General features: G+C 70.5%; 19 protein-coding genes. 6 read left to right on the forward strand and 13 right to left on the reverse strand.

The features are described from left to right. Window positions 1-34: 34 nt before the first annotated feature. Window positions 35-2,506, reverse strand: coding sequence for an ATP-dependent Clp protease ATP-binding subunit (locus OG226_RS07555; RefSeq protein ID WP_329348362.1), 2,472 nt, complete (start codon window positions 2,504-2,506; stop codon window positions 35-37). A gap of 147 nt (window positions 2,507-2,653) precedes the next feature. Between OG226_RS07555 and OG226_RS07560 the strand changes: the two genes are divergently transcribed. Beyond that, on the forward strand, window positions 2,654-5,026 hold the full coding sequence (locus OG226_RS07560) for an excinuclease ABC subunit UvrA (protein ID WP_329348363.1): 2,373 nt from the start codon (window positions 2,654-2,656) through the stop codon (window positions 5,024-5,026). An 89-nt stretch (window positions 5,027-5,115) separates the two neighbouring features. On the opposite strand, the gene OG226_RS07565 is transcribed toward OG226_RS07560, so the two are convergent. The 6 genes from OG226_RS07565 to OG226_RS07590 all read right to left on the reverse strand — a co-directional run bounded on the left by OG226_RS07565 (window position 5,116) and on the right by OG226_RS07590 (window position 11,691). Beyond that, window positions 5,116-6,279, reverse strand: a complete 1,164-nt coding sequence (locus tag OG226_RS07565; RefSeq protein WP_329348364.1) for an alanine--tRNA ligase-related protein — start codon at window positions 6,277-6,279, stop codon at window positions 5,116-5,118. A gap of 120 nt (window positions 6,280-6,399) precedes the next feature. After that, window positions 6,400-7,332: a lysophospholipid acyltransferase family protein gene (locus tag OG226_RS07570; protein WP_328675950.1), complete on the reverse strand. Its 933-nt coding sequence runs from the start codon at window positions 7,330-7,332 to the stop codon at window positions 6,400-6,402. After that, complete coding sequence (locus OG226_RS07575; RefSeq protein ID WP_329348365.1) at window positions 7,332-8,105, reverse strand: GNAT family N-acetyltransferase; 774 nt, start codon at window positions 8,103-8,105, stop codon at window positions 7,332-7,334. Before OG226_RS07575 ends, OG226_RS07570 begins: the two co-directional genes overlap by 1 nt. Window positions 8,106-8,319: 214 nt before the next feature. Beyond that, entirely contained in the window at window positions 8,320-9,069 is a 750-nt protein-coding gene (locus OG226_RS07580) for a succinate dehydrogenase/fumarate reductase iron-sulfur subunit (RefSeq protein ID WP_329348366.1), read from the reverse strand. Then, on the reverse strand, window positions 9,066-11,018 hold the full coding sequence (locus tag OG226_RS07585) for a fumarate reductase/succinate dehydrogenase flavoprotein subunit (protein WP_329348367.1): 1,953 nt from the start codon (window positions 11,016-11,018) through the stop codon (window positions 9,066-9,068). Before OG226_RS07585 ends, OG226_RS07580 begins: the two co-directional genes overlap by 4 nt. A 1-nt stretch (window position 11,019) precedes the next feature. After that, window positions 11,020-11,691 (reverse strand): succinate dehydrogenase, encoded by a 672-nt coding sequence (locus OG226_RS07590; RefSeq protein WP_329353336.1) that lies wholly within the window; start codon window positions 11,689-11,691, stop codon window positions 11,020-11,022. 120 nt (window positions 11,692-11,811) lie between these two features. Between OG226_RS07590 and OG226_RS07595 the strand changes: the two genes are divergently transcribed. After that, a complete protein-coding gene (locus OG226_RS07595; protein ID WP_328675954.1) occupies window positions 11,812-12,693 on the forward strand; it encodes a LysR family transcriptional regulator in 882 nt (293 codons plus the stop codon). A 1,055-nt stretch (window positions 12,694-13,748) separates the two neighbouring features. Here OG226_RS07595 and OG226_RS07600 read toward each other — a convergent pair. From OG226_RS07600 to OG226_RS07615, 4 genes are all read right to left on the reverse strand, one after another. Continuing rightward, a complete protein-coding gene (locus OG226_RS07600; RefSeq protein WP_328675955.1) occupies window positions 13,749-14,528 on the reverse strand; it encodes an SDR family NAD(P)-dependent oxidoreductase in 780 nt (259 codons plus the stop codon). Window positions 14,529-14,661: 133 nt separating this feature from the next. Next, window positions 14,662-16,797, reverse strand: a complete 2,136-nt coding sequence (locus tag OG226_RS07605) for a putative bifunctional diguanylate cyclase/phosphodiesterase (protein WP_329348368.1) — start codon at window positions 16,795-16,797, stop codon at window positions 14,662-14,664. After that, on the reverse strand, window positions 16,794-17,606 hold the full coding sequence (locus OG226_RS07610; protein WP_328675957.1) for an SAM-dependent methyltransferase: 813 nt from the start codon (window positions 17,604-17,606) through the stop codon (window positions 16,794-16,796). Before OG226_RS07610 ends, OG226_RS07605 begins: the two co-directional genes overlap by 4 nt. A gap of 341 nt (window positions 17,607-17,947) precedes the next feature. Beyond that, window positions 17,948-18,910 carry an SCO0930 family lipoprotein gene (locus OG226_RS07615; protein ID WP_328675958.1) on the reverse strand — a complete coding sequence of 321 codons (963 nt, stop codon included), beginning with the start codon at window positions 18,908-18,910 and terminating at the stop codon, window positions 17,948-17,950. A gap of 271 nt (window positions 18,911-19,181) precedes the next feature. On the opposite strand from OG226_RS07615, the gene OG226_RS07620 reads away from it, so the two are divergent. The 3 genes from OG226_RS07620 to OG226_RS07630 all read left to right on the forward strand — a co-directional run bounded on the left by OG226_RS07620 (window position 19,182) and on the right by OG226_RS07630 (window position 21,348). Next, window positions 19,182-19,796 (forward strand): hypothetical protein, encoded by a 615-nt coding sequence (locus OG226_RS07620; protein ID WP_329348369.1) that lies wholly within the window; start codon window positions 19,182-19,184, stop codon window positions 19,794-19,796. Window positions 19,797-19,812: 16 nt separating this feature from the next. Continuing rightward, entirely contained in the window at window positions 19,813-20,577 is a 765-nt protein-coding gene (locus OG226_RS07625; RefSeq protein ID WP_328675960.1) for a bestrophin-like domain, read from the forward strand. A 222-nt stretch (window positions 20,578-20,799) separates the two neighbouring features. Then, the gene (locus OG226_RS07630) at window positions 20,800-21,348 is read left to right on the forward strand and encodes a hypothetical protein (RefSeq protein WP_328675961.1); all 549 of its coding nucleotides are present in this window, start codon (window positions 20,800-20,802) and stop codon (window positions 21,346-21,348) included. Window positions 21,349-21,442: 94 nt separating this feature from the next. Here the strand turns inward: OG226_RS07630 and OG226_RS07635 are convergent, their stop codons facing one another. Beyond that, window positions 21,443-21,949, reverse strand: coding sequence for a hypothetical protein (locus tag OG226_RS07635; RefSeq protein ID WP_328675962.1), 507 nt, complete (start codon window positions 21,947-21,949; stop codon window positions 21,443-21,445). 332 nt (window positions 21,950-22,281) lie between these two features. On the opposite strand from OG226_RS07635, the gene OG226_RS07640 reads away from it, so the two are divergent. Beyond that, entirely contained in the window at window positions 22,282-22,953 is a 672-nt protein-coding gene (locus OG226_RS07640; RefSeq protein WP_327399548.1) for a class F sortase, read from the forward strand. Between the two features lie 30 nt (window positions 22,954-22,983). Here the strand turns inward: OG226_RS07640 and OG226_RS07645 are convergent, their stop codons facing one another. Continuing rightward, complete coding sequence (locus OG226_RS07645) at window positions 22,984-23,826, reverse strand: polysaccharide deacetylase family protein (RefSeq protein WP_328675963.1); 843 nt, start codon at window positions 23,824-23,826, stop codon at window positions 22,984-22,986. Window positions 23,827-23,881: the final 55 nt, after the last annotated feature.

Genomic DNA, 23,881 nt, shown 5'->3' on the forward strand with positions numbered 1-23,881 from the left:
GCCTGTCTCCCTGAGAGATGCGAATGCGGTCCGGCTAGTGCGCGACCGCCTGGCGTGCGCTGATCTCGATCGTTCCGTCGCCCGCGTCGACCCGGGCCTGGTCGCCCGCGTTCAGTTCGCCGGCGAGGAGCATGTCGGCGAGCCGGTCGTCGACCTCGCGCTGGATGGTGCGGCGCAACGGGCGGGCACCGAAGGCGGGTTGGTACCCGAGGTGGGCCAGCAGGTCCGCCGCCGCGTCGGTGACCTCCAGGGTGACGTCCTGGGCGTGCAGCCTGCGCCGGGTGTGTTCCAGCAACAGGTCGACGATGTCGCGGAGTTGGGCGCGTTCCAGGCCGCGGAAGACGATGATCTCGTCGATGCGGTTGAGGAACTCGGGGCGGAAGTGCTGGTTCAGGACCGGCATCACCGTCTCGCGGACCTTGGCGTAGTCGTCGACGCCCGCCGCGAGGATGCGGTCGGCGCCGATGTTCGACGTCATGATCACCACGGTGTTCTTGAAGTCGACCGTGCGCCCCTGCGAGTCGGTGAGCCGTCCGTCGTCGAGGAGTTGCAGCAGGGTGTTGAAGACGTCGGGGTGCGCCTTCTCGACCTCGTCGAGCAGCAGCACGGCGTACGGCTGCCTGCGGACGGCCTCGGTGAGCTGGCCGGCCTCGTCGTGGCCGACGTATCCGGGAGGCGCTCCGACCAGGCGGGAGACGGTGTGCCGTTCCTGGAACTCGCTCATGTCGAGGCGGATCATGCGGCTCTCGTCGCCGAAGAGGGCGGCGGCCAGCGCGCGGGCCAGTTCGGTCTTGCCGACGCCGGTGGGACCGAGGAAGAGGAAGCTGCCGATGGGCCGGTTCGGGTCGCTCATGCCGGCGCGCGCACGGCGTACGGCACGGGCGACGGCGGTGATGGCCTCGTCCTGGCCGACGACCCGCTCGTGGAGGTGCTCCTCCAGCTTCATCAGCCGGGCGCGTTCCTCCTCGGTGAGCTGGGCGACCGGGATGCCGGTGGTGCGGGAGACGACCTCGGCGATGTCCTCCGCGGTGACCTTGGGCGCCCGCTCCTCGGCGGAGCCGCCCGCCTTCAACTCGGCCTCGGTGTCCTTGATCCGGTCACGGATCTCCTTGGCCCGCTCGTACTCCTCGTCGGCCACGGCCTGGTCCTTCTCCCGGTTGAGGGCGGCGAGCCGGTCCTCGACCTCGCGGTTGTCGGAGAGCGGGGTCTTGGCGCGCAGCCGTACCCGGGCCGCGGCCTGGTCCATCAGGTCGATGGCCTTGTCGGGCAGGAAGCGGGCGGTGACGTAGCGGTCGGAGAGTTCGGCCGCCGCGACGACGGCCTCGTCGGTGATACGGACCTGGTGGTGGGCCTCGTAGCGGTCGCGCAGTCCGCGCAGGATCTCGATGGTGTCGTCGACGGTCGGTTCGCCGATCAGGATGGGCGCGAAGCGGCGCTCCAACGCCGAGTCCTTCTCGATGTACTTGCGGTACTCGTCGACGGTGGTGGCACCGATGAGGTGCAACTGCCCACGGGCCAGGGCGGGTTTGAGCATGTTCCCGGCGTCGAGAGCACCGTCTCCCCCGCCACCCGCACCGACGACGGTGTGCAACTCGTCCAGGAACAGCACCAGTTCGTCGGCGTGCTCGCTCACCTCGTCGAGGAGTTTCTTCAACCGCTCCTCGAACTCGCCCCGGTACTTGGTGCCGGCGACCATGCCGGCCAGGTCCAGCGACACGAGCCGCTTGCCTTCGAGGGTCTTCGGCACGTCACCGGCGACGATGCGCTGGGCGATGCCCTCGACGACGGCGGTCTTGCCGACACCGGGGTCGCCGATGAGGACGGGGTTGTTCTTGCTGCGCCGGGAGAGCACCTCGATGGTCTGCTCGACCTCGTCGTCCCGCCCGATCACCGGGTCGAGCCGCCCGGCGCGGGCGTCCTCGGTGAGGTCACGCCCGTACTCGTCGACGGTGGGCGTGCTGCTGGGCCGCTTCCGCTCGGGCTCGGCACCGGTGGGCACCCGGTCGCCCTCCCAGCCGCTGCCCGCGAGGGCCTGTCCGGCGGCCGACTCGGGGTTGGCGGCCAGGGCCCGCACCAGGTGCTCGGGGCCGATGTACGAGGAGTCCTCGGCGCGGGAGATCCGGTACGCGTCGAGAAGGGTCCGCTTGGCGGCCGGGGTGAGCGTGCTGGGTTCGGTCTTCGGGCCGCCGGCCGCGCCGGCGGTGAGCCGTTCCCGGATGCGGTCGGGGTCAGCGCCCGCCTCGGCGAGCAGCCGTCGGGTCGACTCCTGCTCGGTGGCGGCGGCCAGCAGATGACGGGCGTCGAGTTCCTCGCTGCCCTCGACGGCGGCGATGTCCCGCGCCTGGGCCACCAGCTCACGGGCCCGTTCCGAGAGCAGACTCCCGATGTCCACGCGCTGGGTCCGGCGTGACGGCGCCGCCGGCCCCGAACCGCCGAAATACCGGGACATCAGCTCGTCGAATTCCTCGAAGGGGCTGCGTCCGAAACCGAATCCGGGAGTGCTCATGACCACGGACCTTCCGTGCGGCGACTGTGCGCGGCGACTGTGCGGCTACTGGCATCCGTGTCCTCCAACGTGGCACAGCCCGAACGCCCCCGCACCCCCACAGGTCACCGGGCGACACACGGCGTGCTCGCATAGACTCGCCGGGTCATGCACAGCCCCGGCACGCCCCGCGCCCCCCGCGCCCCCGACTCCTACGTCCGTGTCCGCGACGCCCGCGAGCACAATCTCCAGGGCGTCGACGTCGACATCCCGCGGGACGTGTTGACCGTGTTCACAGGCATCTCCGGCTCCGGAAAGTCGTCCCTCGCCTTCGGCACGATCTACGCGGAGGCCCAGCGCCGCTACTTCGAGTCGGTGGCGCCGTACGCCCGCAGACTCATCCACCAGGTAGGAGCGCCGAAGGTCGGCGAGATCACCGGCCTGCCCCCGGCGGTCTCCCTCCAGCAGCGCCGCTCGACCCCCACCTCCCGCTCCTCGGTGGGCACGGTCACCAACCTCTCGAACTCGCTCCGGATGCTGTTCTCCCGCGCCGGCGACTACCCGCCCGGCGCGGCACACCTCGACTCCGACGCTTTCTCCCCCAACACGGCGGCGGGCGCGTGCCCGGAGTGCCACGGCCTCGGCCGGGTCCACCGCACGACCGAGGAGTCCCTCGTCCCCGATCCCTCGCTGTCGATCCGCGAGGGCGCGATCGCCGCGTGGCCGGGCGCCTGGCAGGGCAAGAACCTGCGCGACATCCTCGACACCCTCGGCCACGACGTGGACGTACCGTGGCGCGAACTCCCCGCCGAACAGCGGGAGTGGATCCTCTTCACGGACGACCAACCGGTGGTCACGGTCCACCCGGTCCGGGACGCGAACCGCATCCAACGCCCGTACCAGGGCACGTACATGAGCGCCCACCGCTACGTCATGAAGACGTTCTCCGACACGAAGAGCCCCACCCTCCGCACCAAGGCGGAACGCTTCCTGACCAGCACCCCCTGCCCGCTGTGCGGAGGCGGCAGACTGCGCCCCGAGTCCCTGGCGGTGACCATCGCGGGCCGCACGATCGCCGACCTGGCCGCGCTACCGCTCGCGGAGTTGGCAGGCACCCTCAACGGCACGTCGGAGGCGGCCCGCGTCCTCACCGAGGACCTCACCTCCCGCATCGCCCCGATCCTCGAACTCGGCCTCGGCTACCTCAGCCTGGACCGCGCGACCCCCACCCTCTCGGCGGGCGAACTCCAACGCCTGCGCCTGGCAACCCAGTTGAGGTCCGGTCTCTTCGGCGTCGTCTACGTCCTGGACGAACCGTCCGCCGGACTGCACCCCGCGGACACGAAGGCCCTGCTCACGGTCCTGGACCGCCTGAAGGCCGCGGGCAACTCGGTGTTCGTGGTGGAGCACCACCTGGACGTCATGCGCGCCGCCGACTGGCTGGTGGACGTGGGCCCGCTGGCCGGCGAGCACGGCGGACGGGTACTGCACAGCGGACCCGTGGCGGAGCTCGCGGCGGTGGCGGAATCGGCGACGGCCCGTTTCCTCTTCGACGACTCCCCCACGCCGGCCCGCGAAGTCCGCTCACCGCGAGGCGAGTTGAAGGTGGGCCCGGTGACGCGGCACAACCTGCGCGACGTGACGGCCGAATTCCCGCTGGGCGTGTTCACCGCGGTAACCGGCGTCTCGGGCTCCGGCAAGTCGACACTCATCGGCGAGATCACCGAGGAACTCCCGGGCATGGAACGCCTGGTGTCGGTCGACCAGAAACCGATCGGCCGCACCCCCCGCTCGAACCTGGCGACGTACACCGGCCTCTTCGACGTCGTCCGCAAAGTCTTCGCGGCCACGGACGAGGCACGCCAACGGGGTTACGGCGTAGGCCGGTTCTCCTTCAACGTGACTGGGGGTGCCCCCTCTGGGGGAGGCCGCTGCGAGACCTGTCAGGGCGAGGGCTTCGTCAGCGTCGAGTTGCTCTTTCTGCCGAGCACGTACGCGCCCTGCCCTGACTGCGGCGGGGCGCGCTACAACCCCGAGACACTCCAAGTGACGTACCAGGGACGGAACATCGCGGAGGTCCTGGACCTGACGGTGGAGAGCGCGGCGACCTTCTTCGCGGACACTCCGTCCGTGACCCGCAGCCTGACCGCACTGCTGGACGTGGGCCTCGGCTACCTGCGACTGGGCCAGCCCGCCACCGAACTGTCCGGCGGCGAGGCCCAACGCATCAAGCTGGCCACGGAGTTGCAGCGCGGCCGACGCGGCCACACCCTCTACCTCCTCGACGAACCGACCACCGGCCTCCACCCGGCCGACGTCGAAGTCCTGCTACGCCAACTCCACGGCCTGGTCGACGCGGGCCACACCGTGGTGGTGGTCGAACACGACATGGCGGTGGTGGCGGGCGCGGACTGGGTCATCGACCTGGGCCCGGGTGGAGGCGAGGAGGGGGGCAGGATCGTGGCGGCGGGCCCGCCCGCGGATGTGGCGAGGGCCAGCGAGAGCACCACAGCCCCCTACCTGGCAAACGCGCTCGCGTGAACGCCCTTCTTCTAGGGGCGCGGGGCTGTATCAATGTGCGGCTCCGCCGCGTGAGCGCGACCAGCCCCCACCCACCCGCAGCCGACCAACTACCGCAGAAGACCGGCAACCCACTCCCGGGGCAGCCCATGAGTGTCATGAAGGTAGAGATAGTCCTCCTCACTCAACGGCCCCCGAAACTCCGGCCGGGACAACACCCGCCGCCCCCGTTCGAGAAGGTGGGAGAACCGCCGCTCCTCATCGAGCAACACCTCCCGCACGGTGTCGACTTCAAGGGACTGCCGGAAATGATCAAGCGTGCGGCCAACAAGCTCCACCGGCAGATCGGACACCGTCCGCGAAGGATCATCGCGCCACAGACTGGTGAGCAACCGCCGGATCAAGCGCCGTAGGACATACCCACGCCCGGTGTTGGACGGCCGCACCCCGTCCCCGATGACGACCATGCTCGACCGCAGATGATCGACGACCACCCGCATCGAGTGGTCGTCCAGCACCCACAGCGTCGGAAGAATCCGCATCCACGGCTCGAACAGATCCGTCTCATAGACCGACCGTCCCCCTTGGAGGACGGACACAAGCCGCTCCAACCCCATCCCCGTATCGACGTTGACCTGCCGCAACGGAACCAGCCCACCGTCCTCGCCCCGCTCCAGCCGCATGTGCACGTGGTTCCAGATCTCCACCCACCGCGAATCAGTCGTCGGGCTCCCCTCCGGCGGCCCGTCGCCGGTCCAGTAGAAGATCTCGGAGTCGGGGCCACAGGGACCCACGGGCCCGTTGGACCACCAGTTCTCGTCCCCGGTCGACTCGACCGGCAGCCCCAACTCCCGCCAGGTGTGCAGCGATTCAAGATCGGGCCCGACCTGTTCATCGCCGCCGAAGACAGTGACGTACAACTTCTCGCGCGGGATACCGAAGCCGTCCCGCAGCAGCTCGTACCCCCAACGCAGGCTCTGCGGATGGTCGTAGTCGCCCAGTGACCATGAGCCGAGCATCTCGAACACGGTCAGGTGGGTGAGGTCGCCGATGTCGTCGAGGTCCGTAGTGCGCAGGCAGCGTTGGAGGTTGACCAGCCGCCGCCCCTGTGGATGGGGGCGCCCCTGGAGGTACGGCGTGAGCGGGTGCATGCCGGACGTGGTGAAGAGGACCGGGTCCGAGGGCGGTGGCAGGAGTGTGCTGCCGGTGATCGACTCGTGCCCGCGTTCGCGGTAGAAGTCGAGGAACGTACGGACGATGTCGTCGGTGTTCATGGCGGTGGGTCCTTCGGGTCGGTCGGGGACCGGAAGGGACCGTGGGGCAGCGCGTGAGGCGGGGTGGAAACGACACGTCCCGGCGGTCCGTTTCCGGCCGCCGGGAGAGGTCTGGTGAGGTCAGGCGTCGGCAGCCGGCGAGCTGGTCGCTCGCGCGGTCGCGGTGCCGGTGTGCCTGATGATCCTCATGGACGCAACGCTAACAGGACGCCTCCGCGCCGTCCTGCGGATTTTCACCGGGGCCTGCGCCACCGACGTGCAGTGGTCCCGGTGCTGGGGCTGAGCCGTCACCCCGGCCTGCGCCGCGTGGGCGAGGGAACGGCGGTCGGGGTGGCTGCCGGGGGCGATGGTCTCGCCCACCTCCACTTCGGCGACGAGCCCGCGCGTCGACACGACCCGCCAGACCGAGGTGAGCAGGGAGTCGCTGCCGACGAAGGCGGGGGCGGTGCTGGCGGTGCCGTCGGTGAGGTAGTGCAGGGCGACGGGTTGGACGGGGACTCCGGCGTCCAGTGCGGCCTGGAAGACGGCCCGCCGGAAGTGGCCCTGGGCCCGGCCGCACCAGGTGCTGCCCTCGGGGAAGACGGCGACCGCCCCGCCCGCGCGCAGGGCTCCCGCGATGGAGGCGACCGTCTCAGGCAGGGCGCGCAGCCGGTCGCGGTCGATGAACAGGGCGCCGCTGCCCGCGGTGAGCGTGCCCGCGACGGGCCAGTGCCGGATCTCGGCCTTGGCCAGCATGCGGGCGGGGCGTACGGCGGCCAGCAGCGGGATGTCCAGCCACGAGATGTGGTTGGCGACGAGCAGCAGTCCGCCGGTGGGTGTGGTGGTGCCGGTGATGCGGAGCCGGATGCCGGCGGACCGGACGATCGTCCGGCACCACCAGCGCACCGCGCGGGCGGGGATCCGCGCGCCGACGGGGGTGAGTGCGGCCCCGGCGGCGACCACGACCAGGACGGTCACGAAGCGCAGCACGGCGCGCGGTACGGCCGTGACGGACCCCTTCGACTCGATGCACGACCTGGGGGTGCAGGGCGCGCTGGGCAGCCAGACGCTCATCACGCCGGGACGAGCGAGAGGAAGTGCCGCAGATAGCGCGGGTTGACCCGGCGCATCGACAGCAGCACGTACAGGTCGGCGACCCCGAAGTCCGGGTCGTGGGCGGGCTCGCCGCAGACCCAGGCGCCGAGGCGGACGTATCCGCGCAGCAGCGGCGGGAGTTCGACGCGTCCGGCGGGGCGGGCCACGCCGTCGGCGCTCCAGGGCAGCAGCGGTCGTACCCGGAACTCCTCGGGCGCGAGGTGCTTGGCGCCGACCCGGTCCCAGGTGCCGGCGGCGAGGGTGCCGCCGTCGGCGAGCGGGATGGAGCAGCAGCCGGCGAGCCATTCGTGGCCGCGGTCGACCATGTAGCGGGCTATGCCGGCCCAGATGAGGCCGATGACGGCGCCGTCGCGGTGGTCGGGGTGGACGCAGGAGCGGCCGACCTCGACGAGGCCGGGGCGGATGCCGTCGAGGGGGGCGAGGTCGAACTCGCTCTCCGAGTAGAGCCGTCCGGCGACCGCGGCGCGCTCGGGCGGCAGCAGCCGGTAGGTGCCGACCACCTGCCCGGTGACCGTGTCGCGGACGAGGAGGTGGTCGCAGTAGGCGTCGAAGGCGTCGACGTCCAGGCCGGGCTGCGGGCTGGAGAGGTGGGCGCCCATCTCCCCGGCGAAGACGTCGTGCCGCAGCCGCTGCGCGGCCCGCACCTCGTCCTCGTCGCGGGCGAGCGTGACGGTGTAGCGGGTCGGCGCGGCGGGCTGCGAGGGACGGTCGAGGGTGGAAACGCCGGTCATGGCTCTCTCCTGGTCACGGGCCGGGGACGGCTCAGCGGCGAGCGGTGCCGCCATACCTGTTGTGCCGACGCCGGCTGTCCGTGGTGTGACCCGCGAAGAGAGAGGCGATGTGGGGTTGTTGAATGCCAGGGGTGCTTGGCGGAGCCGGGGTTGAGCACCACTGCGGCTCCGCCCGTCCGCACCCTGCCGGCGAACGTTCGGTGAGCTGGGACGTCTAGCGCTTGGCCACCTTGCGGGTCGCTCGCAGCCATTCCTTGTTCATGCCGGTGATGGAGAACAGCGGGATGCCCTTCGGGCAGGCGGTGGCGCATTCGCCGGCGAGGGTGCAGCCGCCGAAGCCCTCCTCGTCCATCTGGGCGACCATGTCGAGGACGCGGGTCTCGCGCTCGGGGGCGCCCTGCGGGAGGACGTTGAGGTGGTTGACCTTGGCGGAGGTGAAGAGCATCGCCGCGCCGTTCGGGCACGCGGCGACACACGCTCCGCAGCCGATGCACTCGGCGTGCTCGAAGGCGAAGTCGGCGTCCGGTTTGGGGACGGCGGTGGCGTGGGCCTCGGGAGCGGCGCCGGTGGGGGCGGTGATGTAGCCGCCGGCCTGGATGATGCGGTCGAGGGCCGAGCGGTCGACCACGAGGTCCTTGACGACCGGGAAGGCGGAGGCGCGCCACGGTTCGATGTCGATCGTGTCGCCGTCCTCGAAGGACCGCATGTGGAGTTGGCAGGTGGTGGTGCGCTCGGGGCCGTGCGCGTCGCCGTTGATGACGAGGGAGCACGCGCCGCAGATGCCCTCGCGGCAGTCGTGGTCGAAGGCGACCGGGTCCTCACCCTTGAGGATGAGTTCCTCGTTGAGGGTGTCTAGCATCTCCAGGAACGACATGTCCGTGGAGATTCCGTCCACTTGGTAGGTGGACATGGTGCCTTCGGCGTCGGCGTTCCGCTGCCGCCAGACGCGCAGGGTGAGCTTCATGCGTAGCTCCGCTGGGTGGGGTGGACGTACTCGAAGACCAGGTCTTCCTTGTGCAGTACGGGAGATGAACCGGTGCCGGTGAACTCCCAGGCGGCCGCGTAGCCGAACTCCTCGTCCCTGCGCTCCGCTTCGCCGTCGGGGGTCTGCGACTCCTCCCGGAAGTGGCCGCCGCAGGACTCGGCGCGGTTGAGTGCGTCGAGGCACATCAGCTCGGCGAGTTCGAGGTAGTCGACGATCCGGTTGGCCTTCTCCAGGGACTGGTTGAACTCCTCGCCGGTGCCCGGGACCTTGATCCGCCGCCAGAACTCCTCGCGGATCTGCGGGATGCGTTCCAGTGCCTTGCGCAGTCCGCTGTCGGTGCGGGCCATGCCGCAGAACTCCCACATGAGTTCGCCGAGTTCACGGTGGAAGGAGTCGGGGGTGCGGTCTCCGTCCACCGCGAGGAGGAGGTTGAGGCGGTCCTCGGTCTCCGCCAACACCTCCTGTACGGCGGGGTGTTGGACGTCGATCCCCTCGTGTCCTGGGTGCCGGGCGAGGTAGTCGTTGATCGTCGCCGGGAGGACGAAGTAGCCGTCGGCGAGGCCCTGCATCAGCGCGGAGGCGCCGAGGCGGTTGGCGCCGTGGTCGGAGAAGTTGGCCTCGCCGATCGCGAACAGGCCCGGGATCGTGGTCTGGAGGTCGTAGTCGACCCAGAGGCCGCCCATCGTGTAGTGCACGGCCGGGTAGATCCGCATCGGGACCGTGTACGGGTCCTCGGCGGTGATCCGGGCGTACATGTCGAAGAGGTTGCCGTACTTCTCCTCGACGGCCTTGCGCCCCAACCGCCCGATGGCGTCGGCGAAGTCGAGGTAGACGCCCTGCCCGCCGGGGCCGACTCCCCTGCCCTCGTCGCACACGTTCTTCGCGGCGCGGGAGGCGATGTCGCGGGGCACGAGGTTGCCGAAGGCCGGGTAGATGCGCTCCAGGTAGTAGTCGCGCTCGTCCTCGGGGATCTCGTTCGGCGGGCGTTCGTCACCCTTGGCCTTCGGCACCCAGATCCGGCCGTCGTTGCGCAACGACTCGCTCATCAGGGTGAGTTTGGACTGGTGGTCGCCGGTGCGCGGGATGCAGGTCGGATGGATCTGCGTGAAGCACGGGTTGGCGAACAGGGCTCCGCGCCGGTGGGCCCGCCAGATGGCGGTGGCGTTGGAGTTCATGGCGTTCGTCGACAGGTAGAAGACGTTGCCGTAGCCGCCGCTGGCGAGGACGACGGCGTCCGCGAAGTACGTGTCGATACGGCCCGTGATGAGGTCGCGGGCGACGATCCCGCGCACCTTCCCGTCCACGACGATCAGGTCGAGCATCTCGGTGCGGGGGTGCATCTCGATGTTCCCGGCGGCGATCTGCCGGGAGAGGGCTTGATAGGCGCCGAGGAGGAGTTGCTGCCCTGTCTGGCCTCGGGCGTAGAAGGTGCGGGACACCTGCACGCCACCGAAGGAGCGGGTGTCGAGGAGGCCGCCGTACTCGCGGGCGAACGGCACGCCCTGCGCGACGCACTGGTCGATGATCTCCACCGAGATCTGCGCCAGGCGGTGGACGTTGGACTCCCGCGCCCTGAAGTCGCCGCCCTTGACGGTGTCGTAGAAGAGGCGGTGGACGGAGTCGCCGTCGTTGCGGTAGTTCTTCGCCGCGTTGATGCCGCCCTGGGCGGCGATCGAGTGGGCGCGGCGCGGGGAGTCCTGGAAGCAGAACTGGACGACGTGGTAGCCCTGTTCGGCGAGGGTGGCGCCCGCCGAGCCGCCGGCCAGGCCGGTGCCGACGACGATCACCGTGTGTTTGCGGCGGTTGGCGGGGTTGACGAGTTTGGCCTCGAAACGGCGGGTGTCCCAGCGTTCGTTGATGGGGCCGGTGGGCGACTTGGTGTCGGTGACGGGTTCCCCGGTCGTGAAGTCGGCGTATTCAAGGGCCATTTCAGCTCACCACTCCGGTCATGACGCCCACGGGTACGGCGATGAAGCCGGCCGTGAGCAGCAACGCGAGGACATTGGCGACGGTCTTCAGGACACGGTCGCGGCTGCGGCTGCCCGCGCCGAGGGTCTGCGCGGCGCTCCAGAAGCCGTGCCGGACGTGCAGGCCGAGGGCGAGCATCGCGACGATGTAGATGGTGTCGCCGTACCAGGTGGAGAAGGTGTCGACGACGTTCTGGTACGGGTGGCCCTCCTGGAAGCCGCCGGAGTGCACGGTGCCGGTGGTCAGGTCGAGGATGTGCCAGACGATGAACAGGGCGAGGATGATGCCGCCCCAGCGCATGGTGCGGGTGGCGTAGGTCGCCCGGCGTTTCTTGTGCGCGTACTTGCTGGGGCGGGCCTTGAGGTCGCGGCGGCTGAGCTGGTACGCGGAGACGGCGTGGGCGATCACGGCGACGACGAGGACGATGCGGATGAGCCAGAGCGTCCACTCGTAGTGCATGAAGGGTTCGCCGACGGTGCGCAGCCAGTGGGCGTAGTGGTTGAACTCGCCCGCGCCGAAGAAGATCTTCAGGTTCCCGATCATGTGGACGACCAGGTACAGCAGCATGATCAGGCCGCTGACGGCCATCACTGCCTTCTTGCCGACGGAGCTGTCCCACACCGTGCGCGCCATCGACGGCCGTCGGTCCGTCCGCGTTGCCAGAGCCATGTCCACGGACGTTAGACGCGAGAGAGTCGATCGGTCCAAGACATGATCTGCCTGGTTTCGATAGGTCACGGCTATCGTGGGTGTATGCAGTTCCAGCAGCTCCAGTACTTCGTGGCGGTCGCCGAGACCCGGCACTTCACCCGGGCCGCCGATCTGGTCCATGTCGCGCAGCCGTCGCTGTCCCAGCAGATCAAGGCGCTGGAGCGGGAACTGGGCGCGGATCTGTTCCTGCGGGCGCGGGGCAACATCACGCTCACGGACGCGGGCGAGGCGCTGCTGCCGCTGGCCCGTCGCATCCTGGCGGACGCGGACACGGCTCGGCACGAGGTGCAGGAGCTGGCCCAACTCCGCAGCGGACGGATCAGGTTGGGCGCGACCCCGAGCCTGTGCACGGGCCTGCTGCCGGACGTACTGCGCGCCTTCCACGACCGCTATCCGGGCATTCGGCTGCTGATCGAGGAGGGCGGTTCGCACGATCTCGTACGCGAACTCGCGCGCGGCGCCCTCGACTTGGCGTTGGTGGTCCTGCCGTTGCCCACCCCCTCACCGGCGTTGACGACGGTGGAGCTGCTCCGCGAGGACCTCGTGGTCGTGTCCTCACCGGAGGCACCGGCGCCGGGCCGCGGCCGGACGGTACGCATCTCCGACCTGGAGGGCGAGCGCCTGGTGATGTTCCGCCACGGCTACGACCTCCGCGAACTGACCGTCGCCGCCTGCCGCGCCGAGGGCTTCGAACCGGACTTCGCGGTGGAGGGCGGCGAGATGGACGCGGTCCTCGGCTTCGTCCGCGCGGGACTCGGCGTGGCCGTAGTCCCGCGCATGGTCGCGACGAAGTCCGGGCGGGGGCTACGGGTGACTCCGCTGGCGCGGCCCGGGCTGCACCGGACGATCGCCCTCGCGCACCGAAGCGATGTGGCTCCGCCGCGGGCGGCCAGGGAGTTGCAGCGGATGTTGTTGGAGCGGTGAGGTTGGCTGCGCGGGCTCGGCGGGGGGGGCTGGTGTGGATGCCGGTTGTAGCGGAAGTGGTGGGGGGCGCGGGCTCGGGTGTCGGATGCGGCGGCTGCGGTGAACCCCTGCGGACTCGGCGGGGCTCTGATGCGGATGCCGTGGGAGCGATGAACCACAGCGCCTCACCCGGGCGATGTCGCTGATACCCAGCGCGGCAGGTGCGGCGGAAGCAGCCATCTCGCGGGCCCACCCGGGCGTCGGCGCGGACGCGGGATGCGGCGGCTGTGGAGGCGATGCCCCCGCGCGAACTCGCCCGGACCCTGATGCTCATGCCACGGGAGCGGTGAGCCGCAGTACCTCGACCGGGGGCAGCGGCCGATACCCAGCACAGCAGGGGCTACAGGAGCAGCCATCTCGCGGGCGGCACCCGGACACCGGATACGGCAGGCGCCACGGAAACGATAAGCACCTCCAACCCGGCCGGACCCTGATGCGCATGCCACGGGAGCAGTGAGCCGCAGTACCTCAACCGGGGGCAGCGGCCGATACCCAGCACAGCAGGGGCTACAGGAGCAGCCATCTCGCGGGCGGCACCCGGACACCGGATACGGCAGGCGCCGCAGAAGCGACGAGCCCCTCCAACCCGCCCGGACCCTGATGCACATGCCACGCGAGCAGTGAGCCGCAGTACCTCGACCGGGGGCAGCGGCCGATACCCAGCACAGCAGGGGCTACAGGAGCAGCCATCTCGAGGGCGGCACCCGGACACCGGATACGGCAGGCGCCACGGAAACGACGAGCCCCTCCAACCCGCCCGGACCCTGATGCACATGCCACGGGAGCAGTGAGCCGCAGTACCTCGACCGGGGGCAGCGGCTGATGCCGATCGCGGCACGTGCGGTGGGGACGGTCGGCCTCGTGGGGGCACCCAGACGGCGGGGGTGGTGGGAGGGGGCGGTCGCGGGGTTCCACGTGGTCGCCGGTGCCGGTGGCGATTGCCGCAGTCGCCGTAGGCGCGGCGGTAAGCGAGCGTTGCCGTACGGGAGTTCAGCGTTCGTCGGTGCCCGGGTGGGTCACCAGGTCGGGATCAGGCCGCCGTCGATCACGAGGTCGCTGCCGGTGAGGTTGGTCGCGCGGTCGCCGGCGAGGAAGAGGACGACGTCGGCGATCTCGGCGGGCTTGGAGAAGCGGCCGGTGACGGTGGCTTCGGCGGCCTTGGCCGCGACCTCGGCCGGGGTGAGGCCGGTGGCGGCCGACACGGTTGCGGCGACTCCGCCGCCGCCGAGCCACAGCTCCGTCTCGACCGGGCCGGGGCTGACGGTGTTGACGCGGATGCCCTTCGGGCCGACCTCCTTGGACAGGGCCTTGGAGAAGGCGACCAGGGCGGCCTTGCCCGCGCTGTAGTCGATGACCAGCGGGTCGGGCAGGGTCGCGTTGACCGAGCCGATCGTGACGATGGAGCCCCGGCCGGCGGCCAGCATCAGGGGCAGGGCGGCACGGGTGACGCGTACCGCCGTGAGGAGGTTCAGGTCGAGGGTGCGCTGCCAGTCCTCGTCGGTCACGGACAGGAAACCGCCGGTGCGGGGCGGTGCCGTACCGACGTTGTTCACCAGGACGTCGACCCGCCCGCCCGCCGCCTCGATCAGCCGCTCGGCCGCGCCGTGCTCCGCGAGGTCGACCGGCACCCAGGTGACGGAGCCCTCCTTGACCAGCGCGTCCAGCCCCTCGGTGGTCGTACGGGACCCGGCGACGACACTCGCGCCCGCACCGGCCAGCGCCTCCACGACCGCCAGCCCGATGCCCTTGCTGGCGCCTGTCACCACGGCGGTTCGGCCCTGCAGTTCGGTACTCATGGAGTCCGGCTCCTTCGAGATGAGGCCTGCATGTCAGGACGGCGGCCCGCCGACCGGGTGTGCGTCCGCCTCGGGCCATCCTCGCGCAGCCACCGCGAGGGCGCCGCGCGAGTCAGGAACCCGGGGCACCGCCTCACCCCGTCGCGTCCACCAACGCCAGCTCGTGCAGCCGCTCCGGCGGTCCCGGGCGGGCGTAGAACCAGCCCTGGGCCGTGTCGCAGCCGAGTATGCGGAGTTGTTCGGCCTGCGCGCCGGTCTCGACGCCCTCGACCGTCACCGTGAGGTTCAGGCTGTGGGCGAGGGAGACGATGCCCTCGACGATCTTGAGGTCGACGGGGTCGGCCGGGAACTGCTGCATGCTCTGCGTGAAGGAGCGGTCCAGCTTGAGGATGCTGACCGGCAGACGGCGGAGGTTGGCGAGGTTGGAGTAGCCGGTGCCGAAGTCGTCCAGGGCGATGTCGACGCCCATCTCGGCGAGGCGGCGCAGCGGCTTCAGGAGGTCGTCGTCGGCGCCGATCAGCGCGGACTCGGTGACCTCCAAGCAGAGCGCGTCGGGTGCGACGCCCGTGCGCTCCAGGATGTCGACGGTGTCCTGGACCAGGCCGGGGTGGGTGAGCTGGCAGGGCGAGAGGTTGACGTTGATGCGCAGGGGGACGCCGTCGCCGTAGGTCTCACGCCACGCGCGGGCCTGGCGTACGGACTGTTCCAGGACCCAGCGGCCCAACGGGACGATCAGGCCGGTGTGTTCGGCGAGCGGGATGAAGCGGTCGGGGCCCAGGACGCCGTGCTGCGGGTGCAGCCAGCGGACGAGTGCCTCGGCGCCGCGCACGCTGCCGTCGCCGAGGTGGACCAGCGGCTGGTACTCGATGAAGAACTCGTTGCGGTCCAGGGCGGCCGGAAGTGCCGTCGTCAGGCCGTGGCGGGTGATCGCTCGGGCGTCGGCCTCGGGATCGGCGAGTTCGAAGCGGTTGCCGCCCGCGGACTTGGCGCGGTACATCGTGATGTCGGCGCTGCGCAGCACCTCCGCGGGGCCGCGCTCGCCGGCCGGGCCCTCGACGATGCCGATGGAGCCGCGCACGGTGAGGTCACGTCCGTCGATGCTGACAGGGGTGATTAGGGCGTTCATGATGCGGCCCGCGAGTTCGTCGACCTCGCGCTCGGTGTCGGGGCCGGTGGTCAGCGCGACGAACTCGTCGCCGCCGAGCCGGGCGACCATCTCGCCGGGTGCGGTCGCGCAGGACTGCAGGCGGTCGGCGACCTCGACGAGCAGCCGGTCGCCGGCCGCGTGGCCGAGGCTGTCGTTGATGGTCTTGAAGCCGTCGAGGTCGAGGTAACACAGGCCGAACCGCTGGTTGTTGCCCGCGCCGAGCGCCTTCTCCAGGCGTTCGAAGAACAGGGTGCGGTTCGGGAGGCCGGTGAGGGCGTCGTGGGTCGCCTCGTAGCGCAGCCGCAGGTTGAGCAGCCGCCGCTCGGTGGTGTCCTCCATGAGCGCGAGCTGGTACTGCGGGTCGCCGTCGGCGTCGCGCAGGAGGGAGACCGTGAGGTTGGTCCACAGGACCGTTCCGTCAGGTCGGTAGAACGCCTTCTCGACGTGGTAGTGCTCGCGCTCGCCGCGGACGAGCTCGTCGTAGAGGGTCCAGGTCTGGGGGGCGTCGTCCGGGTGGGTCCACTCGCGGACGTTGCGGCCGCCCATGGTCTGGTCGGAGATCCCGAACATGCGCAGCAGCGCGCCGTTGACCTGGAGGATGTTGCCGTCGAGGTCGGCCATGCCGATACCTATGGCCGCGCCTTCGAAGACCGCGCGGAAGCGGGCCTCGGTCGCGTGCAGGGCCTGGGCGACGACGCCCTGGGCCTGCAGGGCGGCCACGGAGATGGCCTCCTGCTCGGCCAGCGTGCGCTCGCGCAGGGCCTGGGCGAAGCCGGCGGCCATGGCGTGCTGGAGCCGGGCCGAGCGGATCCGCAGGTCCTCCTGGGAGCCGTCGCCGCCGCAGTAGAGCACCAGGTAGGCGTCGACGCACTCCAGGGTGCGGGTGAGGGCGTCGGGGTCGGTGCAGTGCGCGGAGACGAGGGCGGAACCGACCGCCTTGCCCTCCTCGACCTCGAAGGTCCTGGCGCGCAGCGCCTCGCTCAACCGCCGTGCCAGCGGCAGGAGCAGCTCCTCGAACTCGGGCGGGGTCAGCGACGTGGAGGTCGCCGGGAACACCGCCCGGCTCCAGATGGTCGCGAACCTGCGCAGTCTGCCCTCAGGCCCGTCCGGCTCCGCGATCACGCCGCGCGTCCTACGCCGGCGAATCCGGAGAAGGAGTACGGATCCTCGTCCTCCAGCACCGTGTCCGGCCGCCACTCCGGCATCGGCACCAGTCCCGGTTCCACCATGTCGTACCCCTCGAAGAACCGCGCGATCTCGTCGCGCGAGCGCATGATCAACGGATTGCGAATGTCCTTGTACACGTCCACCGCGCCCTCCGCCCGCTCCGGTGGCAACGGGATTCCCTCGTACGAGGCATGGGTGAGGATCAGCAGGCTGCCGGGTGCGAGTGCCTCGCGCAGCTGTGCCACCGCTCCGTACGGGTCGTCCGTGTCTTCCACGAAGTGCAGTATGGCAACGAGAAGCAGGGCCACTGGCCGATTCACGTCGATCAGCCGCTGCACCTCGGCGCTCGCCAGGATCTCCTGGGGCTTGCGGAGGTCGGCCGCGACGACGTCCGCGGTCGTGTTGTCCGCCAGGACGGCCTGGCTGTGCGCGACCGCCACCGGATCGTGGTCGACGTACATGACATGGGCGCCCGGGACGGCCGCCTGGGCCACCTCGTGGACGTTTCCGAAGGTGGGAATTCCGGAGCCGATGTCGAGGAACTGGGTGATGCCCTCGGCCGCCGCGAATCGTACGGCGCGACGCATGAACGCCCGGTTCGCCTGCATGATCTTGGGAAGTCCCGGGAGGAACTCCATGGCCTTGCGGGCCGCTTCCCGGTCGACCTCGAAGTTGTGCGAACCGCCCAGGTAGTAGTCGTAGATACGCGAAACGCTCGGCACCGAGATGTCGATGCTTCGTGGTGCCCAGGCGGGACGCTCCATGTATCTCTCCAAGGCGTAGGCGATCCGGTGTTCGAGCTGAGGCTACTGATCGCCTGCCAAAGGAGCGAGCGGAAACGGAAATTGACCATCCGTTCCCGGTCACTGCCTGCGTCACATGCCGAATTGACGTGCGGGGACATGCGGAGAGGCGCGGAGAATGCCGGAATTGGCGGCCGGAATACGCCAAAGCGGCCCGCCCCCTCCGTGCGGTGCGGAGGGGGCGGACCTGAGGTCGCGCGCGCTGCTGTGTTGTTCGGCATTTCTGTCGCTTGCCCGCGACCCTCCCTTCCGCGTCTCGGTGCCGAGTGGGCGGGGGGCGATCAACCCTGGGGAGGTTCTCGCTACTCCGCGGGCGCGCCGACCGGCTTGCCTTCAGGGGAGACGGCGTACCAAGTGCCGCCCACGCCCTGACCGTTGGTCTGTCCGGCGGCCGTGTCGCCGGAGAAGGTGTAGATGGGCCAGCAGTTGACGGTCATCTGCTTGACACCGTCGGGGCGGGTGAAGCCCATGAGGCCCTTCTTCTGCACGCCCTTGGTGTCGTTCGCCGAGACGATGCCGACGGCCGGCCACTTCTTCGCGCAGTCGCCGAGGCAGTTCGACACCGACTTCGGCCATGCCTTGTCCTTGAGGAAGCGGTAGACCGTGTGGCCGTTCTTGTCGACGACGATGTCGCCGAGCTTGGCGTCCTTCTTCACGGACAGACCGGGCAGGCTGGCAAGGGTCGCCTTCTTGCCGTCGGGGGCGAGCGCGTACCACTTGCCGCCCACGCCCTGGCCGTTGACGTCACCGGCGTTGACGTCCTTGGCGTAGCGGTAGGCGGGCCAGCCGCCGATGGTCAGCTGCTTGGTGCCGTCGGTGCGGGTCACCTCGCCGAGGAGGGACTTGTCGATACCGGCGCCGGCCGTGGCGTCGTCCGCGGGAACCGGCGGCCAGGCGGTGGCGCAGTCGCCGTCGCAGTTCGACTTGGGGGGATTGGCCGTGTCGGCGTCGAAACGGTAGAGGGTGAGACCCGCACCGTCGCTCAACACCTTGCCGAGGTCGGGGTTGTTGGCAACGGTCAGCTGGCCCGCGGGCTCGGCGGCCGCGGCCTGCTGGCCGTCGGCGCCGTAGCCGTTGCCGGCACCGGTGCTGGGGCTCGACGTGGCCGCACCGACGCTTCCGTAACCTCCGGCCGCCGCCGTGGCACCGACGTTCTGTGCCGCAGAGGAAGGCGTGGTCACATTGTCCGAACCGCACGCCGCCGTCAACGCCATGACGGACACGGCCGTCGCCGCGAGTGAGGCGCTCCGCCAGGAGGTCTTCATCGTCAACTCCCCATAATCACCTGGATGTTGCAGCGCCCGTCTGTGCCGCCGCACGGTCCTAGGTACGGGTGGGGACCACGGAAGTGTTCAACCGCCGCACAAATTTCTTTCCGACCCCTGTGACACGGCGGCTCCTTCTCGTACGCCCGTGCGCATCCGGCCACGTCCGGAGGCCGGTTCGTCAAACGGCCGTACCCCGTCTTCCACTCCTTCGGGGCATTCCTCCCGCGCCCCGGCGCGCCCCCGCCCGCGAGGGCTCATGATCTCCGTCGTGCATGGACCCGAACCGACCCGAACCGCCCTCGCCGCAAGGGTGTTGACCCTGGTGACGCTGACATGGCTGCTGGCGGGCGCACCGGCGGGCCTGGCAGCGGCCGACGCCTGTGCGTACGCCTCGACGGGGCCGGACGGCACGGAGGCGGTGGCGGTGGCCGGCGACGGCTCCTGGCCGACTCCCCCGGCCTGCCCGAAGCCGACCCCGCCGCCACCCTGCCCCTCCCCGACGCCCACCCCGCCACCGCCGAAGCCCACACCGCCTCCCCCGCCGAAACCCACCCCGACCCCGACGCCCAAGCCGACGCCGAGGCCGCGGCCCACCCCGAAGCCCACCCCGCCACCGCCCGCCCCGGCGCCGCGTCCGGCACCCGCGGCTCCGCTGCCCCGGGTGATCCCGACCCCCACGCCCACTCCGACACCCACCCCGACCCCGACTCCGACTCCGTCGCCCGAGCCGACCCCGCATCCCTCGGCGTCCCCGGTGAGTTATCCGAAGTACCACGCCCAGCCGCGCCAGCGGCCGACGCCCGGTCGGACGTCGCCGGTCGTCTACGTCCTGCTCATCACCGTGCCCGCGGTGATCGCCATCGTCGCGCTGCGTCCGCGCTGATTCCCGGAGGAACCTCTTGTCGGAATGGCTTGTTCTCGTCCTCGCGATGGCGGCGGCCTGTGTCGTCGTCGTCATCGTCACCTTCCTGCGTGAACGCGCGGCGTCCGAGGACGAGGACCCCAGTGAGACCCCGGACGTCATCGAGTACATGACGATGTGGATCGGCGTGGTGTACGCCATCGTCCTGGGCCTCGCGATCGCCGGTGTCTGGGAGGCCCGCAGCGCCGCCCAGGACCACGTACAGGCGGAGGCGCAGGCGCTGCACGAGATCTCGGAGCGGGTGCGGGTCTATCCGCCGGCCGAGCGTGACCGCGTCCGGGCCGACGTCGAGGCCTATGTCTCACAGGTCGTCAACGTCGAGTGGAAGACGATGGCCGACCACGAGAAGCTCACCCAGCGCGGCACCGACCTCCTGAGTCGCATCCGCGCGGACGTCACCGACTACCAGCCGACGACGGACTTCCAGGCGCAGGCCTACCAGCCGCTCGTCGACCAGGTGACCGCCGTGGACGCGGCACGCAACGCCCGTTCGGACTCCACCGGGGCGACCATGCCGTCGGTGGTGTGGTTCGGGCTGCTCGCCGGGGCCGTGATCACCATCGGCATGGTGTTCGCGCTGCAGATCCGGCGTACGACACGGGAGCTGATCCTCGCCGGGCTGTTCTCTGCGCTGATCGCCTTCCTGCTGTTCCTGATCTGGGACTTCGACGCGCCGTACAGCCGTGGAATCACGGCCTCGGCACAGCCGTTCCTGAACCTCTTCCCGCACATCAAGGACTGACGGCCCCTCACCGGAGCCGGTCATCGGGGGACGTCCGCCACGCCGCGGGCGTCCCCCGGTCGCACGAACGGGGTCCCCTGTGCGGCCCACACGATTGCCCCATTCGCGCGACTGCGATCGCGGGAGCGCACACATGTTCCTAGCGTTTCGGTCATCGAGGTGCATTTACGGCGCAAGCGGAAAAGGTCCGCTGCTGCTCCTCGGGGACCCGGAGGAATCACCATGCGCGCGATACGCGTCGCTTCGGCCGCACTGCTGGGCATCAGCGCCCTCGCCCTGTCCGCGCCGGTCGCCGTCGCGAAGGGCGACGGCAACCACAACATCACGCCGTTCGGCTTCAGCGTCCTGCCCTCGACGATCGCGGCGGGCGGCCAGGTGACCCTGCAGCTCGACCGGGACCAGGGCGGCTGCAAGGGCTCCGCCACGGTCTCCTCCGGGGTCTTCGACACCGTCAGGATCTCGCCGGGGCAGTCCTCCGCCACGGCGATGGTCGACTGGGACGCCAGGCCGGGCGCGGTGTACCAGGTGACGTTCACGTGTGACGGCGTGAGCGGCTCCACGGGTCTGACCATCGCGTCCGGCCGCACGAACAACAACATCCAGCCGCTCCAGCCGGCCCAGCAGATTCCCCGAGGGGTCCACGCCGGCGAGGGCGGCAGCATCGCCGGCTTCGACCTCAAGGAGCTCGGCATCGGCGCGGCCCTCATCGCGGGCTCGGTGGGCGCGGCGTACCACTTCTCGCGCCGCCGTACCGGGGAGGACGGCGTCTGACCACGACACCACCCGCACAGGCCTTCGCCCCGGAACCCGCAAGGGTCCGGGGCGAAGGCCTGTCACATGCGGCTGGACTCCGAAGGGGAGGAGGTCAGATCCCGCGCTCGGTGCGGCGGCGCATCCAGAACACCCCGCCGCCCACGACGGCCGCGGCGACGAGGCCGCCGCCGATCGCCATGTCGGTCGGGGTCGCCCCAGCGCTGCTGCTGCCGCCGAGCCCGCCCCGGACTCCGCCGATGACGGTGTAGGCGTCGTCACGGGTCAGCGAGGAGCCGTTGGAGCAGCGGACGGTGATGCTGTACGCGCCGGGGGTGGCCGAGCGGCTGATCCTGGCGGTTCCGCTGGACGTCGTACCGGAGTTGCCGAGCAGGGACAGGTTGGCGGGGCGTTCGAACCCCGGTGAGGTGGCGATGGCGTTGCCGCCGCTGAAGCAGCCGTCGACCGTGACGGTGAGCTGGCCGCCGCGGGCGATCACGCTGGGCAGGGCGACGATGTTGCTGGGGCTGGCGCCCATGCCGTCCGCGACGGCCACCGGGGCGGCGAGCCCCAGGACGGCCACCGCGGCACCGGCGGCAGCCAGGGCACGAGTAGTACGCATGTCATCCTCCGCGGAAGGCGCCCCGGGACCCGTCCCCGGTCGATCGGCGAGAAAACGCCTCCCAGACGCACCCTCAGATGCCTTGCGCGCGACCGCATTTCGAGAATGGTCCGTCCTGGTGAGAGGACACGCCGGGGGAAAAGCGCACAATCGGATATTGCCGCAGGTCACGGACCGTCAGAAAATTCCTGCGGGCGTCAACTCGTATGGCGCACATAAGGATGTCCGGGCCACCCGTTCGCGCTTTCCCCGTCGCCGGTTCCGGCTTCGGGACTTAGCGTTCTCGTATGCGCGATGGACGGGGCGACGGCCGCGTCGAGAGGGGATGGCGAATGTCTGCGTCGGAGCTGTCCGAGCTTGCCGAAGAGGAGGAGCGGCAGAAGAAGCGCGCCCCGTGGGGAGTGATAGCGCTTGTTCTGCTGACCGGTCTCGCGCTCATTCGGAATGGTTCCGGGGAGTTCGACATCGGGCCGCCGCAGCCCGCCTCCGCCGCGGCCGCGGATGCCCGGACCGGCCACACCACGTTCGGCAAGGTCCCGGCCCCGCTGCCGTACTCCGTCGCCGACCGGGTGCGGATCCCCGCGATCCGGGTCGACGCCCCGGTCATGCCGGTGGGCCTGGACGCGGACGGCTGGGTGGGTGCTCCGCCGCCGGAGGACCCGAATCTGGCGGGCTGGTTCACCGGCGCCGTCTCCCCCGGCGAAAAGGGCACGGCGGTCGTCGTCGGCCACGTCGACAACAAAATGGGCCCGGCCGTGTTCTACGGGCTGGGGGCCCTCAAGAAGGGAAATCGCGTCGAGGTCGAGCGCAAGGACGGAAAGACGGCCGTCTTCGAGATCTACGGCATCGAGGTCTTCGAGAAGAAGGACTTCCCCGGCGACCGCGTCTACGCGTCCAAGGGAACTCCGGAACTCCGTGTCATCACCTGCGGCGGCGGTTTCTCCAAGCAGAACGGCTACGACGGGAACGTCGTCGTCTTCGCCCGCCTGGTCGAGGTCCGCTGAGCGTTCCCCGGCCGGGCGGGCGAAAGCCCGTCAGGTGGTGGTGCGGCGGCGCGGCAGTGTCATGTGGTAGCCGGAGTCGAGCAGGTGCGGCAGGTATTCGCGCAGCGCCTTCACGCTCTGGGTCCGGTCGCCCCCGGCGTCGTGCGAGAGCACCACGATGCCGGGGGCGGCGCCGTCCTCGACCGCGTTGACGATGTGGCGGACGCCGGGGGTGTCCCAGTCGAGGGTGTCGACGGTCCACGCGAGGGGTTCCATGCCCATCTCGGAGCCGAGCTGGAAGGTGGCCCGGTTCCAGGCGCCGTAGGGCGCGCGGAACCACTGCGGGCGTTCGCCGTAGGCGTCCTCGATGACGTCGCTGGTGCGTTCCATCTCCGAGCGGATCTGACCGCGGGTCATCTTCGTCAGGAGAGGGTGGGACCAGGTGTGGTTGCCGACGACGTGGCCCTCGTCGGACATGCGGGCGAGCAGGTCGCGGTTCCAGTCGGCCATCTCGCCGCAGACGAAGAACGTGGCGCGGACGTCGTACTCGGCGAGGGTGTCGAGGATGTGCGGGGTGTAGCGGGGGTCGGGTCCGTCGTCGAAGGTGAGCACCATGGTGTTGCCGCGTCCGGACATGCGCAGGAAGGGTTCGTGCCGCACCGGGACGTGGGCGGGGGCGCTGTGGGGCGCGCCGTATCCGGCCACGGGCTGGAGGCGGTAGGAGGAGGGTTTGCGCGCGAGGCGCGGCGGGGGCCCGGCGGCGGGGGCGATGGTCCGGGCCGGGGCGTCGTCCGCGAGTCCGGAGTACAGCAGACCGGCGGTACCGGCCGCCCCGACGGCGGCGGCGCCGGCGAGCAGGGCCCGTCGGCGCGTGAGCAACTGATCCTTCTTCATGACTCATCAGTCGCCCGCGCGAGCCCCGCCGCCCCACGGCGACACCGGTGCGGCG

This window comes from Streptomyces sp. NBC_01261 (assembly GCF_036226385.1).
GTDB lineage: Bacteria > Actinomycetota > Actinomycetes > Streptomycetales > Streptomycetaceae > Streptomyces.